At 26.3% G+C, this 18561-nt stretch carries 19 protein-coding genes and 1 riboswitch; of the genes, 2 read left to right on the top strand and 17 right to left on the bottom strand.

Annotated elements, in window-relative coordinates; translation table 11 throughout:
- Positions 1–2: 2 nt before the first annotated feature.
- The gene (locus tag ATCC9714_RS06775) at positions 3–716 is read right to left on the bottom strand and encodes a LytR/AlgR family response regulator transcription factor (RefSeq protein WP_057544821.1); all 714 of its coding nucleotides are present in this window, start codon (positions 714–716) and stop codon (positions 3–5) included.
- A 244-nt stretch (positions 717–960) separates the two neighbouring features.
- Positions 961–1022: riboswitch (Fluoride riboswitch) on the top strand.
- Positions 1023–1079: 57 nt separating this feature from the next.
- On the opposite strand from ATCC9714_RS06775, the gene ATCC9714_RS06770 reads away from it, so the two are divergent.
- On the top strand, positions 1080–2309 hold the full coding sequence (locus tag ATCC9714_RS06770; protein ID WP_054629747.1) for a chloride channel protein: 1230 nt from the start codon (positions 1080–1082) through the stop codon (positions 2307–2309).
- A gap of 441 nt (positions 2310–2750) precedes the next feature.
- Here the strand turns inward: ATCC9714_RS06770 and ATCC9714_RS06765 are convergent, their stop codons facing one another.
- The 13 genes from ATCC9714_RS06765 to ATCC9714_RS06705 form a co-directional block, all read right to left on the bottom strand.
- On the bottom strand, positions 2751–3239 hold the full coding sequence (locus tag ATCC9714_RS06765; protein WP_054629746.1) for a dCTP deaminase/dUTPase family protein: 489 nt from the start codon (positions 3237–3239) through the stop codon (positions 2751–2753).
- 114 nt (positions 3240–3353) lie between these two features.
- Complete coding sequence (locus ATCC9714_RS06760) at positions 3354–4547, bottom strand: MFS transporter (RefSeq protein ID WP_057544820.1); 1194 nt, start codon at positions 4545–4547, stop codon at positions 3354–3356.
- 67 nt (positions 4548–4614) lie between these two features.
- Positions 4615–5436, bottom strand: a complete 822-nt coding sequence (locus ATCC9714_RS06755) for a MerR family transcriptional regulator (protein ID WP_057544819.1) — start codon at positions 5434–5436, stop codon at positions 4615–4617.
- Between the two features lie 71 nt (positions 5437–5507).
- Entirely contained in the window at positions 5508–6398 is an 891-nt protein-coding gene (locus tag ATCC9714_RS06750; protein WP_057544818.1) for an FAD-dependent oxidoreductase, read from the bottom strand.
- Positions 6399–6402: 4 nt separating this feature from the next.
- Positions 6403–7824, bottom strand: coding sequence for an NAD(P)/FAD-dependent oxidoreductase (locus ATCC9714_RS06745; RefSeq protein WP_057544817.1), 1422 nt, complete (start codon positions 7822–7824; stop codon positions 6403–6405).
- Positions 7825–8016: 192 nt separating this feature from the next.
- Positions 8017–10074 (bottom strand): ABC transporter permease subunit/CPBP intramembrane protease, encoded by a 2058-nt coding sequence (locus ATCC9714_RS06740; protein WP_057544816.1) that lies wholly within the window; start codon positions 10072–10074, stop codon positions 8017–8019.
- Positions 10064–10867 carry an ABC transporter ATP-binding protein gene (locus ATCC9714_RS06735; protein ID WP_057548597.1) on the bottom strand — a complete coding sequence of 268 codons (804 nt, stop codon included), beginning with the start codon at positions 10865–10867 and terminating at the stop codon, positions 10064–10066. Before ATCC9714_RS06735 ends, ATCC9714_RS06740 begins: the two co-directional genes overlap by 11 nt.
- Before the next feature lie 360 nt (positions 10868–11227).
- Positions 11228–11593 carry a hypothetical protein gene (locus ATCC9714_RS06730; protein ID WP_057544815.1) on the bottom strand — a complete coding sequence of 122 codons (366 nt, stop codon included), beginning with the start codon at positions 11591–11593 and terminating at the stop codon, positions 11228–11230.
- Positions 11594–11837: 244 nt separating this feature from the next.
- The gene (locus ATCC9714_RS06725) at positions 11838–12248 is read right to left on the bottom strand and encodes a PH domain-containing protein (protein ID WP_021130037.1); all 411 of its coding nucleotides are present in this window, start codon (positions 12246–12248) and stop codon (positions 11838–11840) included.
- Between the two features lie 83 nt (positions 12249–12331).
- The gene (locus ATCC9714_RS06720) at positions 12332–12640 is read right to left on the bottom strand and encodes a DUF3784 domain-containing protein (RefSeq protein WP_021124181.1); all 309 of its coding nucleotides are present in this window, start codon (positions 12638–12640) and stop codon (positions 12332–12334) included.
- Between the two features lie 22 nt (positions 12641–12662).
- Positions 12663–13454: a GNAT family N-acetyltransferase gene (locus ATCC9714_RS06715; protein ID WP_057544814.1), complete on the bottom strand. Its 792-nt coding sequence runs from the start codon at positions 13452–13454 to the stop codon at positions 12663–12665.
- Between the two features lie 41 nt (positions 13455–13495).
- Positions 13496–14428: a peptidase associated/transthyretin-like domain-containing protein gene (locus ATCC9714_RS06710; protein ID WP_057544813.1), complete on the bottom strand. Its 933-nt coding sequence runs from the start codon at positions 14426–14428 to the stop codon at positions 13496–13498.
- Positions 14429–14538: 110 nt separating this feature from the next.
- Positions 14539–15342 (bottom strand): EcsC family protein, encoded by an 804-nt coding sequence (locus tag ATCC9714_RS06705; RefSeq protein WP_021130041.1) that lies wholly within the window; start codon positions 15340–15342, stop codon positions 14539–14541.
- Between the two features lie 174 nt (positions 15343–15516).
- Between ATCC9714_RS06705 and ATCC9714_RS06700 the strand changes: the two genes are divergently transcribed.
- Positions 15517–16149: a biliverdin-producing heme oxygenase gene (locus ATCC9714_RS06700; RefSeq protein ID WP_242853398.1), complete on the top strand. Its 633-nt coding sequence runs from the start codon at positions 15517–15519 to the stop codon at positions 16147–16149.
- Positions 16150–16226: 77 nt separating this feature from the next.
- On the opposite strand, the gene epsC is transcribed toward ATCC9714_RS06700, so the two are convergent.
- From epsC to ATCC9714_RS06685, 3 genes are all read right to left on the bottom strand, one after another.
- Complete coding sequence (epsC, locus tag ATCC9714_RS06695; protein ID WP_057544812.1) at positions 16227–16748, bottom strand: serine O-acetyltransferase EpsC; 522 nt, start codon at positions 16746–16748, stop codon at positions 16227–16229.
- A 24-nt stretch (positions 16749–16772) separates the two neighbouring features.
- Positions 16773–17669 carry a cysteine synthase A gene (gene cysK / locus ATCC9714_RS06690; RefSeq protein ID WP_057544811.1) on the bottom strand — a complete coding sequence of 299 codons (897 nt, stop codon included), beginning with the start codon at positions 17667–17669 and terminating at the stop codon, positions 16773–16775.
- Positions 17670–17876: 207 nt separating this feature from the next.
- Positions 17877–18443 carry a PepSY domain-containing protein gene (locus ATCC9714_RS06685; protein WP_021130045.1) on the bottom strand — a complete coding sequence of 189 codons (567 nt, stop codon included), beginning with the start codon at positions 18441–18443 and terminating at the stop codon, positions 17877–17879.
- Between the last annotated feature and the right edge of the window lie 118 nt (positions 18444–18561).

Raw genomic sequence — 18561 nt, 5'->3', positions numbered from 1 at the left:
CTCTAGCCCCTCCTACTTTTATCAATATGCTTGCTTAAATATCTATTAAGACTGTCTCTAAATTGGCTAGATTTTTTTTGTGATAAAGGAATTACACTTCCATCCATCATATGTACGTCATATCCTTTTATAGTTTTTATATTATATAAATTCACTACAAAACTCTTATGAGGCATTTCAAATCCATAGTCTTTAATATCTTTTCCTATTTCTGATATTTTCTTTTTTAGTATATAGTTTTTATTAATCGTTTTCATAATCACTTTTCTCTGTTCATATTCAAAATAATATATACTATTAGTATCAATTCTTATAACTCCATCTCTAGTTATAAATTCTAAATTTTTTGAAATCTCTTCAGTATAAGAAAATGCTTCATCTAGTTGATTATGTAATTCTTTTTTATTCAGTGGTTTTACTAGATATCCAAATGCATGTACACTAAAAGCTGAGTAGGTATAGTCTGTATAATTTGTTACATATATAATCTTTACTTTTTTATCATATTCTCTTAGCTTTTTTGCTGTCTCTATTCCATCTAATCCTTTCATATCTATATCTAAAAATATTATATGAAATTCTTTATCGCTATTTATTAATTCCTCTCCATTTTCATAAACATAGATATCTATATCTTCCTTGTCATAATCTTGTATTAATTTCTTGGTTTTATTGATAATATTTATCTCATCATCACATATAGCTATATTTATCATTTTCTAAAATTCTCCAATTTATTTTATTAATAATTTAATTATAGCTTGTGATTAATTTAATATCTATAAATTTACTTGAAGTAAAGAATTTAATGTATAACTTACACTACTAATATATTTTAATCCGCTGTAAGTAAACAATTAACCTATAACTATATATCATTAAAATTTAACTTTATCATTTTTATAAGTACCTTTAAATTTTAATAGAAATTTTTAAGCATTTATAATATAATAAATTAGTAAACAAATCGGCGATGGAGTTCGCCATTAAATGCACAAGATGCTAATGACTCCTACTCTTATTAAAGTCTAAGGGTAGGAGTCTATTTTTTTGCAGATAATAAGTTAGGAGGAAAAAACTTGAACGAACTAAAAAAACATATTAAAGAAAGTGAACTTATATCAATTGTATTCTTAAGATGGTTTTTACTAGCATCTATATCAGGAACTGCAGTTGGAATTGTAATATCATTTTTTCTAAAAAGTTTACAATGGGCAACTAGCACTAGAGAGTCTAATCCATGGCTACTATACATACTCCCATTAGGTGGTGCTTTTGTAAGTTATTTATATTCTAAATACGGAAAAGATTCAGCAAAAGGAAATAATTTAATAATTGAAAGAATTAATAAAGGTGAAGGTAGAATTCCTTTTAGAATGGCACCTCTTGTGTTCTTTGGTACATTTATAACACATTTATTTGGAGGTTCTGCTGGTCGAGAGGGTACTGGAGTTCAAATAGGAGCTAGTTTATCTTCTAAAATAGGTGAGCTATTAAAGTTAAAAGGATTAGATTACACAATACTTATAATAAGTGGTGTAAGTAGTGGATTTGGTGTTGTATTTGGAACTCCAATTGCAGGAACAATATTTGGTCTTGAGGTTACTACTATTGGTAAGATGAGATATGAAGCAATCATACCTTGTTTTATATCAAGTTACATAGGAAATTTTATCGCAGAGCTTTTTAAAGTTCAGCATAGCCATTATAATATGGGCTCCTCTTTAAGCGGAGTTGACGTATTTTTTAAAGTTATCTTTTGTGCTGTTTTATTTGGACTTACTAGCAAACTTTTTGCAGAACTTACTCATTCTTTAAAGAAGTTTTTTACAAATAAGATGCCTAATAGTTCATTAAAAAGCTTTATAGGTGGAGTTATAATAATTATAATAGTTTTAATCCTTGGAACTAGAATTTACCTTGGATTAAGTTTAAACTTATTAAGTGATGCATTTAACCAACCAGTTCCAAAAGAAGCATTTATGATCAAATTACTTTTAACATCACTTACTCTTTCTGTAGGATTTCAAGGTGGTGAAGTTACTCCATTATTTGTAATCGGAGCAACACTAGGAAACTTACTTGCAGGGATACTTGGACTTCCTATTGAATTTTTAGCAGGACTTGGAATGATAGGTGTATTTGCAGGAGCAACAAAAACTCCTATAACATCCTTTGTAATGGGAATTGAATTGTTCGGTTCAGCAAATATCGGATTTATATTTATTTCATGTGTAGTGAGTTATTTATTTGCAGGAAAAAGTACTATATATACATCACAAGATAGAAGTCTTTTAGATCGAGAGTAAATAACTAAATACTTTAGAGTAAAAATGATTTATAATTAACTATGATAAAAAGCCACTAGCCAATTAATCAATCTAGTGTCTTTTTAAGTTATTTATTTAAATTGTAACCTATATTTAATCTGTAATATGTTCTACTATATTTTTACAATTAAAAAGAAAACTATACAAATCAAACTTAGATTTCATACTATATTGATCGTCTTTGATATAGTCTCATTGGCTAGCATGTGAGCTTTCAAAGTAGTCTTTTCTCCTTATGGAGATCTGTTTTAAATCTTAAAGTTGATTTGTTTAGTTTTCTATATTAAATATATACCTAAATTTTTTTACTTTAAACATAAATTTATAAAATTTTTCAATAAATATATCTAGCATAATTAACGAATAGAAAACTTCTATATTTTCCATAAGTTCTCATGCTAGAAGTATTATTAAAATTATCTATTTTTTAGCTTTATCAGTAGACCCAAATCCACCAATTCTCTCTTCACCCATATCAAAATCATCACCATCAGCTAAAAGTATTGGCATAAATATAGCTTGTCCTATACCATCTCCTACTTTAACCTCCCAAACCTTGCTTCCTCTATTAACTAACTTTATAAAGTAATGTCCTTCATTAGACTCACAATTATAGTAATCTCCATCACCTATACCTACAGTATTAGCTAATTGTATTTGATACTTAAATCCCATACCACTTCTTGGGTATAATGATAACATCTCTCCTGGTTGCATATATGCCTTAAATCCTGTTGGTATAACTATATCTTCACCTGGTTCTAATTTAAAATTTAGCGTGCTTTTTATATCATACCCAGCAGCAAACTTAGTTGCTCTTTTAGGTAACTCTAACTCTTCATAGTTAACATCTGTATTTACTTTTGCAAATTCTTCTTTTGATACTAATTCAAATCCTCTTATTTTCATCTTTGTTGCTCCTTTAAAAATATCGTTAGTATTTATAATACCATAACAAAATTTCTATAACAATAAAAAGCCAGCTTATGACATATAATTAAAAGCTGACTATTTTTTATAAATTTATTCAACTTCTTTTAAAACTCCTTTGTTTACAGCTTTGTAAAGTATAGTAAAACTTATTAAAAATGCAATACTTGCTACGAAAAAAGCAAATACTATTGATGCATATTTCATAAATATTCCTGAAAAAATAGTTCCAACCATTATACCAAATGTCATTAAAGTTGAAGTTACTCCATTTACTTTTCCTAAATACTCTTGATCTGTAACCTTTGTTATAAGTGTCATAACATAACCACTCAAAATTCCACCTAATACGTTATCTATAAACTGAAGCATCATAGTAAGTACTGCATTTGTAGAATACCCCTCAAAGAAAACTGTAATAGAAAATACCCCTATTAAAATGTATAACACCTTAATATTCATATGTTTAGAAACTAATAAATAAATTCCTCCTCCAACTATTACTCCTACTCCAGCTATTCCTGAGAAAAACTGATAAAATTCTTCACTTAATCCCAGTCTATCTGTAACTAAAAATATATCTAGATTATTTGCTATACCCATTGCAAAAGAGACTACAAAGAACATTTTAGTTAATAGTTTTAATATTTCTTTTTCATTTAAATATTTAAAAGTTAAACCTATATCTTCAATAAAACCACTACTTTTTATTTTTTCAAAATTTTTATTAGGTAGTGTTAATATTAGAGCTATGGATATTAAAAACAATAAAGATATTATCATAAGTGTTTTATCAATTCCAAAATTGAAGTAAAACTGTGATCCTATAAAGGGTCCTATAACAAAAAATCCTGAACTTAGTAACTGGCTTATACCAATAGCTTTATCTATACTATCTTCATCTACATATTCTTTAAAATACTTTTGTGATGATGGATATGAAAACTGTGTAACACTTGCTGAAACTAAAACTACTAAAAATATAGCCCCTATATATCCTTTAGATATGACAACTCCCAGTATAATAAAAGATATAAAACTAAATAAATCACCAAAAAACATTATCTTCTTAGGATTATATCTATCGGCTATTATTCCTCCTACAAAGGTAAGTAAAAACATAGGTAAATACTCTATAAAATTAAGTGCAGATATAGCTAAAGGATCTTTGTTAGTTAAGTCCATTATGAAAAACATTATAGCAATATTTCTTATCCATATAGCCATTTGTTGTATTATATCTGTTACTAATATAGTTACAAATACTCTATTTTTTATTAAATTCAAATTAATTCCTCCTAAAACTCATCGATGAGTTAATTCTAAGGTGTAGACCTACTCCACAGTCAATATATTATTTTATATTTAATAAAATTTCTACAAAGTATTTTTCACCTTCACTCTTTTTCGGTATGTAAAAATCACATTTTATAAATAATTCTTTTATATATTCACCATTAAAATATTTATTAACTAAAATTAAATAATCATCTAATTCTTTTGAATTTCCATAAAAATTAACACGTACAAATTTTCCACTTATATTTTTTTCTACTAGCTCTAAATTTTCTTTTTTATATTTTTTAGCTATATGTTTATTTCTTTCTTCTTCTTTTATAAATATAATACTTTCATCTTCTTTAATTTCATTATCTCTACTAATACTATATAAAGTGTAATAACATTTTTCACCCATACATTCTATATTTTCATCTATATAACTTGCATATTGTTTACTAAGACTTTTTGCTAAAACCTTTTTCATTTCTACTCCATAAAATTTATATTGAGTTTCAAATACTTCTAAATTATTAAATTTATATTCATTTTTAAAGTTTATTATGTTTTCTAAAGTTTCATTCCATTTTGATAGTTGCTTTTGCTTTCTTTTTAGATTTTCTATTTTTTCTTTTATTAATCTTTCTTGCTTATCAATCAAGTTTTTGTACTCACCTAAATCTTCACTTTCTATAGTTTCTTTTATAGCAGCTAAAGATATATCTAAGTCTTTAGCTGCTAGTATTAAATTCAATTGATCTATATGTTCTTGAGAATAATATCTATATCCATTTAATTTATTTATTTCTGGTTTTAAAATTCCTAATTTATCATAATGTCTTAGTGTATCTTTACTGATATCAAATAATTTACTAACTTGACCTGTTGAAAGTTTCATATTATCACCTCAAAATAATTATAGACTATGGAGTAACTCCATAGTCTATAATTATTTTTCATATTAAATTTTTAGTATAGGTTTTCTACTAACTGACTACATTCTTTTTCTATATCTTCTATATACTTATGTATGAATATCCCATTACCACAAGCATATATTCTATCTCTTGAAGTCATAAACTTATCATCAACCTCAGGTCCTGTAGTTCTTGGATTTAATTTTATATCACTTCTCATTGCTACTAATCCATCTGAAAGCATTGGATTTGCAAATATTAAAGTGTCACATTTAACTAATTCTTCTTTACCTTCTTTAACTAATTTAACACTACTTAGTCTACCTTCACCATATATAGCTTTTATAGTGTAATCAGCATAGATTTTATCAGTTAATCCGTAAGTATTTATATTCTTATCGTTAGTTATTATACCTACTACATTTATATTTTTATCTTGTAATTCTTTTTCTATCATATATAAAGTAGCATCTCCAGCTATGAGAATCTCCTTACCTGGTATCATATTTTCCATGCTAAAGATTTTTTTTGTCATTCCTACAGTAAGTATTCCTGAACATCTATCACCTACCATATCTACAGGCTTTCTTGCTCCTTCTTTAGACCCGTTTGCCAAAATTATATTTCTACCTTTAATTTTTTCTATTCCATCTGTTGGACTTGTACACAGTACTTCGTTATTTTCTTCTATTTTTAAAACCATAGTATTTAGTTTTGTATCTATTTTACAATTATCAAGTTCCTTTAATAAGTTTACTTTATATTCTTTACCAGTTATATTTTTTTTATTGCTTATATTGAAATTTCCTACATTTAAAGCTCCTCCTAAAACAGGATCTTTTTCTATTAATAAAATATCTTTAATTCCTTTTTTATAGGCATCTATGGCACATAATATACCTGCTGCTCCACCACCAACTATAATTAAGTTATATTCTATCATATCATTAAACCTCCTTATATCCAACAACTGTAGAAGATTTGCAGTTTTTGTTTACTTTACTTATATCTATTCCTAATTCTTTGCTTAATATCATACTTATAGGTATCATACATCCACTACCTTGGCATCCACCCATCATAGCTCTAGTTCTTCTTTTTATTCCATCTAGTGTAGTTGCTCCTAAAGGTCTTTTTATGGCATCTATAATTTCACCTTCTGTTACAAACTCACATTTACACACCATTTTTCCATAAGCTGGATTTTCAGCAATTAATTTATTTTTTTCATCCATACTTAATTCGCTCATTCTAACCATTTTTGTTCTAGTTTCTTTATAATTTCCTTTTTTGTGTAATTCTATATTTCTAGAAACTAATTCAATTACATAAGTAGCTATTGCTGGAGCTGCTGTTAATCCAGGTGAATCAATACCTATTACATTTATAAAGTTTTTAGAATCCTTGGCTTCTTCTATTATAAAATCTCCACCACAAACTTTAGGTCTTAGACCACTAAAAGTATTTAAAACTCTTGCAACTGGTATATCTTTCATTGTTTTCTTACTTTTGTTTAAAATTTCATCTATACCTTCTCTTGAAGTTTCTATGTTATCACTACTTTTTGCATTAGGTCCTACTAAAAGATTTCCATCAACTGTTGGTGTAACTAAAACTCCTTTACTTAACTTAGTTGGCACTTGAAATAGAGTTTTTTCACATAAATTTCCTGCTACTTTATCAAATAAACAATATTCTCCTTTAACAGGATCTATTTCATATTTTGTTCCACTAACTAAATAGCTTATATAACCTCCACCTAATCCAGATGCATTTATAACTATTTTACTATCTATTACTTTGTTGTCTTCAAGTTTAACCTTATATATTTCATCTTCTTTTTTTATATCTACTACAGCTTGTCCTAGTATAAATTCAACTCCATTTTCAACTGCATTTTCTCCAAATGCCAATGTCATTTCATATGGACTTACTATACCTGAAGTTTTTACATATAATGCACCTAATACATCTTTATTTATATTTTTTTCTAGGTTTAAAACTTCTTCTCTATTTAAAATTTCTAATCCCTTAACTCCGATTTCTTCTCCATTGGCTTTAAGTTCTTTTACTCTTTCTAATTCCTCTTCACTAAAAGCTAAAACTAAAGCACCATTTCTTTTAAAAGGAAATTGTAATTTCTCAGCTAACTCATCCATCATTTTATTTCCTTCTAAGTTAAGTTTTGCTTTTAAAGTTCCTTTTTTCTCGTTGTACCCTCCGTGTATAATTCCACTGTTAGCTTTTGATATACCTTCAGCTACATCTTCATTTTTATCAATTACAACTACATCTAAATCGTATTTAGATAATTCTCTTGCTATGGCGCAACCTACTACACCAGCTCCTATTACAGTAACATCTCTCATATTTGCATCCTCCTTTGTAAAGAGCTTATATATATAAATTGTTAATTTTTTCTTTAATACAGATAATAGTATATACCTAAACTTCCTATAAGTAAAATTTATAATTGTAATAATCATCATTAAAATTTTTAATAATTTTAAATAAAAAAAAAGAGCTATCTATATTTCAAGATAACTCCTTTAAAGATATATTTAAACTTGCTTTTCTTTATTATTTAATAGCTTACTTCCTATAAATGCTAAAATTATACTCAAAATTATTAACCCTAAAAATTTAATTGTATTAAAGTTATTAAAATCAATAGTTAATAAATCATTTATTTTTCCTATAAATCCACTATGACTTGTAGTATGCATTGCAAGTACAGCTACTGAATTATTTAAAAAGTGCATTAACATAGGTATAAATATAGATTTACTTTTGTAAACTGCATATCCAAGTGCTATACCTAAGATACTAGTCGGTATGACTCTTATAAAATCTATATGCATAAATCCAAATAGAACTCCACTACAAATTACTGCCCATATTTGAGCTTTTTTATTTTTCCCATTACTAAATGAGGTAAATACAAACCCTCTAAAGAAAAACTCTTCACATATAGCAGGCATAACCGCTACAACTAGTAAGTTTAATAAAAAACTTGAGTCTAATTTTAGTACATCATTTAAACCTTCTACAACTTGCATGTTTTGCGGGAATAAAAATAACATTATTTGAGTTATAAGATTAACTACTATGAATGTTCCAATCCATAAAACTATACCACCTAAAACATTAATTAATTTTGGAACTTTTATACTAAAAGCCTTTTTAAAGTCTGATTTTATATACCATACAAATAATAATGGAAGTCCTATTATCATTATCTGAGTTAGAGCTATTCCACCCATTTTAAATTTAAGTTGAATTAAACTTCCTACATAGATTAATAAAACTACACCAACAGCATATAATGTTACTCCATCACCTATTGATGGCATCGTTCCTTTTTTGATATTACTTCTCTTTTCAAGTAAGGCAAAACTTTTGCTACTACCAAATAAAATTTCTTCTGAATTAAACATCTTAGATAAAAGTAACACAGAGATTATAACAAAAACAAAGTTTGAAACTAAAACTAAAGCTATTAAACTTATATTGCTATTGAATGTAAGAACACTTTTTATAAGTAGTGAAATATTTACAACCGGTATAGTAGCTGTAAAGCTATTTAAGCTTATATTTGGTATCATAGATACATATGAAGGTATCATAACAAGTAAAGTTATTGGAGTTATGTAGTTTTGTGCATCTTTAAAGCTCTTTGCAAGAGAACATACGCACATACTTATAGCCGATACAACCATAGCAAATAAACATACACATATTAATGTTATTATTCCTGGAAGTATCATTTGTGATAAGTCTATATTAATCATTCCCATTTGACTTGCCATTCCCTGACTGGCAAACAAAAAGGCAATAGTTATAAATATAGATAAAAAGTTTAAAATTGCTGATGCCACTGCACATAAGGATACTGCCATGTATTTACCCATAACCAGTTCTAGATTTGTTATAGGAAGTGTAAATAATGTTTCTAGAGTTCCTCTTTCTTTCTCCCCTGCCATAACGTCTATTGCAGGATATATAGCTCCCATTAATAATCCTATAATTAATACAAATGGAAGTATTTGTCCCAGTAAATGACCTGCTACTTCTTCATTTTTTGCAACATCTACAGTTTTATAAGAAACTGGCTCTAGTGTAGATTTAACATCTAAACCACTTTCTCTTACTTTATTTTCAACTAAATCTTCTTTATATGTATTTAATATATTTTCAATTTCTTTTTCTGCCATTGAAGAAGAATTATTAGATGAATTTATATATACTTTAAAATCTTCAAATTTATCATTTTGGCTAATTTCTATAAAAGCAGATATTTTACCATCATTTAAATCCTTTTTATAGTCTTTACTTTCTTTAATTTTAATTTCTCCAATTTCACTATTATCCTTTTTTCTATTTACATTAGTTTCTTTTATAACTTCATTTAATATAGCATCTGGTTTTTTGTTAAATGCTATATTTATGTTTTCTTTTTCCATACTATTCATAGACATCGACATAACTTGCGTCATACCAACCATTAAAATGGGATATAAAATAATAGGTAGTATAATCATCATAAATATAGTCTTTTTATCTCTTAATATATCTAGAATTTCTTTTTTAAATATTTGATTTACTATTTTAGTCCTCAAATAAATCACCTCTTTCACTTGCAAGAGTTATAAATACATCTCTTAAATTATCTGTCTCTGTCTTTTCTTTTAACTCTGTTGGAGTTCCAATTGCAATTACTTCACCTTGGTGAATCATCATTATTCTATCACATAGAGTTTCAGCTTCTTCCATGTAGTGAGTTGAATATAAAACTGTTTTTCCTCTTTTTTTCTCATTTTTCATAAAATCTATAATAGATTTACTACTTATAACATCTAAACCTAATGTTGGCTCATCAAATATATAAATTTTAGGTGAGTGAATTAGGCATCTTGCTATTGAAGTTCTTTGAGTTTGACCTGTAGATAAATTTTCTATTCTATTATCTATAAAACTTTCCATGCCCATTATATCTATTACTTCATTTATAGACTTTTCTATCTCGTCCTTTGGCATTTCATATAAACTTGCAAAAGTTGTTAATAGCTCTCTTGGAGAAAGACGATTATACAACTTTGTATTTCCAGATAAATATCCAATTTCTTTTTTTGCTGAATTTTTATCAATTGAGTAATCATATCCACAAACATTTATACTACCTGATGTAGGAGTTAGTATTCCTCCAAGCATTCTAAGTAGAGTTGTTTTACCTGCTCCATTTGGTCCTAAAATTCCTAAGATTTCTCCTTCTTTAGCTTCAAAACTAATATTGTTTACAGCTAAGAAGTCCTCTTTCTTTGTTTTGTGCTTTGAAAATTTACTTTTTTTCTTTGAGCCATTATCTTTTACAACTCTAGTAAAAGATTTACATAAATTTCTTACTTCTATCATCTTTTCCTCCCATTGTTTTATTTAATGCCAACTTAATATAAGTTTTTCATAATCCATTATTTTCCTTTAATTAATTTAAATATTATCATAAATATAGATATATATGTATATTATGGAATAAAATCTAATATTTATGGTGTGAAATAATTTTTCACGCTGAAAAAACATTTATTAATGATTTATAAAAACCTTCAATTTAATTATACATTTATTTATTTTTTTCTGTTATCGAATTTATTATTGAATGACTTAATCTATGTAATATTGTATTACTTAATTTTGAAAAATTATTATCATTAGAAGTAATATGGTAGATAAAAAGACTAAGAATATATATTCTTAGTCTTTTTATCTACCATATTAAGCTTTTGCACCATTTTGTTTATCTATTATTTTTTTCATATTTAACCATCCACATAAAGCTACGACACCTAGTACTATTGAGAATATTACATATGGTAAAAATAAAATTCCACTTACAAAGTATAGTATCATAGATGTTAATCCTGCCCACGGCTTACTTGTAACTACTGCTACTATTGAGAATATAACTCCTATTGCAACACATGCCATATGTGGTATTACAAGTGTAGCTGCTATAGATGCTCCTATTGCCTCAGCTGCATCTGCAGATCCACCTATTGCACCTGCAAAATAGAATACTAAGTATAATGTATAGATTATACCTAAAACCATACTAGCTATTAGCATTTTACTTTTTTTCATTGAAAAACACCCCTTATATCTAAATTTATTCTTAGTAATTAAATAAAAAAATATTTAATTGCCGTTTGCATTATAACATATATTTTTGCCATATTTTGTAATTTTTTGTCGTAACACTTATATTTTTTTGTTTTTTTATCTGAAATCATTTGCTTTTAAATAATTTATTAAATTCATTTTTTTCTGTAAAATTAAATTTAATAAATAAAAAAAACATATAGCAACTGCTATATGCTTTTTCATTTTATTTAAATAAATAATGTTTTTTTACAAGTTTAACTATTTGCTTAGCTTCTTGAGCTTGAGTTTTTGGAACCTTAAATGAGATAGGTGCATTATATGGTATACCATTTTGACCCATAGTTGAATTTCCATCAACCCCTATTTTTATATCTACATCTAAATCAAATGTAGACGCACTTTCAAAAGAAATGCTTTTTACATTTTTAGATGGAAAAAACTTTACTTCTACTTTTTTACCACTAACCCCTTGAACATCTACTAAATATATTCCATAATTACTTAATATTATAGAGTCTCTTATAAATGTAAATGCTTGAATAACCTCTTCTCCATCTATTAAATAATCTTTTATTCTATCCCCTGCAGAATTATCTATTGACCCATATCCTGCTAACTTATTAAAAAAAGCCATTAGTTTGATCTCCTCCAAATTTTATTATGTATATATACATTAGCATAATTTTACTGACTTTTCAAACAATATATACTATTATCCTACTCTATTCTTGCATTTCTTTTAACCTTGAAATTTCCAGCCAAAGATGTTAATGTAGCTACTAAAACGATGCTAATTCCTATAATTTCTTTACACTCTCCATTTAAAATAAAGCTAATACTTCCTATAATTGTTATGCAAATTCCACAAAGCAAAGTAAAATTTCCCATTGTTTGTGAAGTTTTATCATTATCATATTTTTCTAAATCTATTCCTCTTACTAAGTAACCCATTTTATACTTTCTAACTGTTATTCCTAACATGACTCCAAGTAAACCTACTAATAAAACTATTGAGCTTGAAATCATACCTAAAACCCCCTTTAGAAATTTAATTCTTTCGTTCAACTAACATAATCCATGTTCCTATTTCCTCAAATCCAATTTTTTTATAAACGCTTCCTGCTTTTGGATTATCATAAAAAAGACACAGCGATTTGTTTTTATCAATAAAATCACTACATAGTTTAGATAAACATTTACTCATATATCCTTTTTCTCTATAATCCTTTCTTGTTGCTCCCCCTACAACCATAGCTGATTTACTATTTTCAGCAGTTATCTGAGATACTGTTATAATTTCTTTTTTCTCATTTTCAATATAGTAAACTACTTTGTTATTATCTCTAATCTTTTCCTCAATTTCTTTAACACTATCTTGAACAGAAAATTCATCTATAGTGTCTATTAATTCATGAATTCTTGGTGCATCTTTTTCTGTTGCCACCTTAATAGAATCATCCCATTTTAATAATTTACTTTTTTCTTTTAATTGACAAAAGTACATATATTTTTCTTCAAAGTCATTGAGTATGTCTTTAAATTTTTCAATTATATCGCTCTTACCTGATATAAACTTATTTCCTTTATATGATTTTATAATTTTCTTAAACTCCGATACATCTTTATTTAAGTTTTCTATGTAAGGAATGAAATTGTTGTTATATCTAAGTAAAACTCCAGTTAAGTTATTTTTTTCATCAAAACTTCCCCATACCTCTTGAAAGTCTTTATCAAATCCATATTGTTCGATATCCCCTATTATAAATAAATTTATGCTTGGTTCTTTTCCTACATAGTTTAAAACTATATCTTTATGTCTATCATTTAATTTTAAAATCATATATATCTCCCCCAATAAAAATATACATTATTTATATTCTATTAATAAAGATAATATCCCTCTCCAAAGTCTATAGTTATCTTTTCGTCTAAAATGAATTTATCTTTAAATCTTATTTTTATCAAATTATGATTATTCTCATCTAATTTTTCAACACATACTATATATCCATTTCTATATATATTATTTTCATTTATTCTAGCCAAAAAATCTTTAATTTTCCCAAAAGCTAAAAGTTCTAATTTTTTATCATTACAAAAGACTTCTACATCTTCCTTTCTAAGTTGTGGCCAAATATCTTTATCTAATATTAGTTCTGATTCCTTTTTACAAGTCTTTTCTGCAATTTTATTAACTCTAGTCATAGACATAGGTATAAAATGTATATATGTACTACATTCTTGATTCCAAACCCTTATATTGTAAACTTCTCCTCTATCCATAATTGTATCTATTTTTAAATCGTCATATAAGTCAATATTGTATAGCCATACTTCAAGAGTTTCTTTTGAGTATTCTTTATCAAAAATTCCAATACTATCTACATTGTCGCTTAAATATAGCTCAAAATAACCATTTTTATCACTTAAAACTACTATTTCACTTCCTGTACAGCTAATTACAGCATTTTTTACAGGAGTTTTATCTTTATACTTTACAAACCCATACAACTTATTTAATTTAATGTTAAATACTTCTTCGTAATTATCCAATATAATTTTTATGTTATTTGTATGCTGTAATCTTTCTTTTAAATATATTTTTATTGAAAAAGAATTTTTATCTATTTCTATATAACCACTAAATAATTTATTATTATCTTGAAAAATTTCTATACTAGTACTTTTTAGATTAATATCGTTTCCACTAACTATTAAAAATGGTTTGTTTTCTAATTCCCAAATTTCTTCTTTTACTATATTTTCTAAATGACACATACAATTTGTATTGTTGTTTATGAATAGATTTAACATACAATACCTCCTAAAAAAAGGTGATTCATACTTAATGTGTGAATCACCTTGTGCTTTTTATTAATTTTTAATTCTTCTTGTTTTGTGTGCATTCCTTTTTTATAAGTAAATTAATTTGATTTTTTATCAATTTTTTTATTAAAAATATATTTATATTGCCTAGATATCCAACTTTCTTTTTCTACTATACAGTTATTAGAATTAAGTAACCTCATATGATATGAATAAATTGCATACTCCCCTAATTTATCTACTAGTTTATTATTTACATAAGCTCCCACAAAAGCCCCGATACCTGGAACTAATTGAAGAAGTTTAGCCAAATCTATATAATCTCTATATTCTTGTTGAAATTTTCTCCAATCAAAATCATTTATATCATTAGATAGAGTTTCCTTTAAAAAATCGAAGTTTTCCATATTCTTAAAAATATCATTTACATGATTTTGACTAGAAAATGCTAATTGAAATATATTAAGTATATATATCCTTTCCTTATAGTCATTTGTATCAAATCCGTATATACTTGCAATTTCATAAAGTAGTTTTATCTTAATACTAAGAAGTAGTGGAAAATCAGCAAGCCCTATTAAAATACCTCCAGCTCCAGTTCCAGCACCTTCTAACATAGCTGTTTTTTTATACAGTCTTATTTTTTCATAAGCTAAATTATCTCGCTCTTCTATAGAAATATTTATAATTGGTGTTTTTGTAGTATATTTAGAACCAAATAAAACTACCTTTGTCATATTTTTTATTGCCGATGTGATTATACTATGATATTGTTCTGGTAATATAGAATTTAATTTATTTTGAGTTTCTTTAGAAGCTTTGTTTATTATAGAAGGTTTTTTCTTCATCTTAAGCTTCCACTTTTCCAATTCTTTTATTTTTATATATTCATAATCTTGCACACTATCACCTATCTTTAATTATCTAATAACTATTTTTATATTATAATATATTAATTATACACTTATATAATAAAAAAGTCTTTTATCTAATTTTAAGTTTTTGAAGTTTAATATAAATCCTTAAGGGTACTTATATAATAGATAATCAATATAATAAAGAAAGAAGATGATTTTATGGATATGAACTTTTTAAAAGTCATTCAACAAAGTACTAAAAAACTACATGATATGGCTGAAAATACAGGGTTCATAAAAAGATTAGTTGATGGAAATGCTACTGTAGAAAGTTATGGTGAGTATATCTATAATCTTTATTTTGTTTACAAAGCAATAGAGGAAAATCTAGAAAAGCATAAAAACGATATAGTCTTAAAAGAGTTTATAACTCCAGAAGTATTTAGAGCTGAGTCTTTACTTAAAGATTCTAAATTCTTACTAGGTTATGAACTTGATTCAGTAGAAATTTGCGATTCTACAAGAGTTTTTGTTGATAGATTAGAAGAAATATCTCAAATAAATCCAAAACTTTTAGTCGCACATGCCTATACTAGATATTTAGCAGATTTATTTGGTGGTAGAACAATTTTTAAAATAATTAAAGATAATTATGATATACATAATGATGGTCTTAATTATTACATGTTTGATGAAATACCAGACTTAAAAGCTTTTGTAATGGATTATCACAAAAAACTTGATTTAATAGATTTAAATGACGATGAGAAAGTTAAATTCTTAAATGAAATTTCTCTTTCTTATGTTTTTAATATAAGTATATCAAATGAGTTAGAATATATGAAATTTTAATTTGCACTCTATTCTACAACTTAAATTAAACTAAATTTTTTAAACTTTAAAAAATGGTTCATAAAATGAACCATTTTTTAGTTGTTTTTGTTATTTATTATTTTTCCTGGAATCCCAACTACCGTACTATTACTTGGAACATCTTTTAGAACTACGGAATTCGCACCTACCTTTGAATTATTACCTATGGTTATGGGTCCTAAGACTTTAGCACCTGCTCCAATTATAACGTCATTGCCTACAGTAGGGTGTCTTTTTCCACTTTCTTTACCTGTACCCCCTAAAGTAGTGCCATGGTATATAGTAACCCTATTTCCAACAACGGCAGTTTCTCCTATTACAACTCCCATACCATGGTCAATTAATATTCCACTTCCAATATTAGCCCCAGGGTGTATCTCTATCCCTGTTATAAATCTATTTATTTGAGATATAAATCTAGCTATAAGATATCTTTTATGATTATAAAAAAAATGTGATATCCTATGAGCTATAAGTGCATGAATTGATGGATAAAGAAAAAACACCTCTAATTTACTTCTTGCTGCGGGGTCATTCTCAAGTATATATTCAATATCCTCATTAATTTCTTTTATCATACTTCCTCCATGTTATAAACTTTTTTAAAATATATCCATAGATAAATATTTTTCTATTCCATCAGGTGATACTGTAACTATATTTTTACCTTTATATTTTTTACCAATTTCAATACTTGCAAATACATTAGCTCCTGAGGATATCCCAACTAATATTCCTTCTTTTTCCCCTAAAAGTTTAATAGTATTAATTGCATCATCATCTTTTACAGTTATTATTTCATCTATAATATTCATATCTAAATTCTTTGGTATAAAATTAGCTCCTATTCCTTGTATTTTATGAGCTCCACTATATCCTTTAGATATTAAAGGAGAACTTTCTGGTTCTACTCCTATTACTCTTATATTTGGATTTTTTTCCTTTAAATATTTTCCTATTCCACTTATAGTACCACCTGTTCCTATTCCAGCTATAAATATATCAATATTCTCTACATCTTCATAAATTTCTATAGCAGTAGTATTATAATGCTTTTTAGGATTACTTTCATTTTCAAATTGTTTTAATGATTTATAGCTTTCATTGGAATTTACAAGTTCTATTGATTTGTCTATAGATGCTTGCATACCACCTTTTTTAGTTAAAATAACTTCTGCACCATAAGCCTTCATTAAATCTATACGCTCTTTGCTCATAGAACTTGGCATAACGATTATTATATTTAATCCTTTTACCTTTCCAATCATTGAAAGTGCAATTCCTGTATTTCCACTAGTTGCTTCTACAATAGTATCACCTTGTTTAATTTTATTTTCTATCATTAAATCTTCAATCATACCAAGTACAGCTCTATCTTTAATGCTTCCTCCACTATTGTACTTTTCTAATTTTAAATATATATTATTGTTATCTTGTATATTATTTAATTTAAGAATTGGAGTTTTTCCTATAAGTTCTAAAACATTATTGTATATCATATTTATCCTCCTCTATTTATATCTTATATAAGTATTTTTCTAATGTTACTAAATTAAACATATACTTTCAACAATTATAGTTATTTTCTATATTTAATTAATCTGAAATAGTAATGAACTATATATTTATTTTTCTTTTAAATATATTTTCTAAAATAAAAAAAGTGTAAATATCTAAATTTATTAGATAGCTACACTTTTTTTATTTTAGTCATCTAGTTTTATATCACCATACTGATCATCATTTGTATCTTTTACTTTTATTTTTTCATGACTAAATTCTTTTATATTACCTGATTTTGCATCTACAGTAATTTCATATTTTGTATCAGCTTTTACGAGAACACCTTCATATTCTGGTTCTTTTCCATCTTTATCAAAGTCAAAGCTTTGAACTGTTGCTTTTGGAACTTTTTGAAGCATTATATCCATAGCTTTATCTTCACTTATTAGTTTATCTGGAGTTTTATCTTTATTAGTTTCTTTAAGTACCTCTTGTGAAAAGTTTACTATATCCCCTGTTTCAGCATCTACATCTACTTCATATTTAATATTATCTTTTACAACTTTTGAGTCATATTTAGGATTATTATCTTCATTATTATATGCAAATTCTAATATTTTACCATCCGGAACTTTTTCTAAAACTATACTTTTAGCTTGTTCTTTTGTTAAATATTCGGACTTATCATCTTTTGCTAATGAATAACTAACCCCAGCCCCGCACACAATCACCAATCCGAGTCCTATAATTAATGCTTTATTCATTTTCATGATGCTACCTCCCGAGTAACTATTTTTTATGTATTAACAATATTATATATACCTTATTTTTTATTTACTTAAACATTTTCCCTTTCTTTTACAAGTCAATTTAATATTTTAAATTTGA

The sequence above is a fragment of the Paraclostridium sordellii genome, from assembly GCF_000953675.1.
Lineage (GTDB): Bacteria > Bacillota > Clostridia > Peptostreptococcales > Peptostreptococcaceae > Paraclostridium > Paraclostridium sordellii.
The sequence above is the reverse complement of the archived record's forward strand: the minus strand, read 5'-3'. Positions and strand labels throughout refer to the sequence as shown.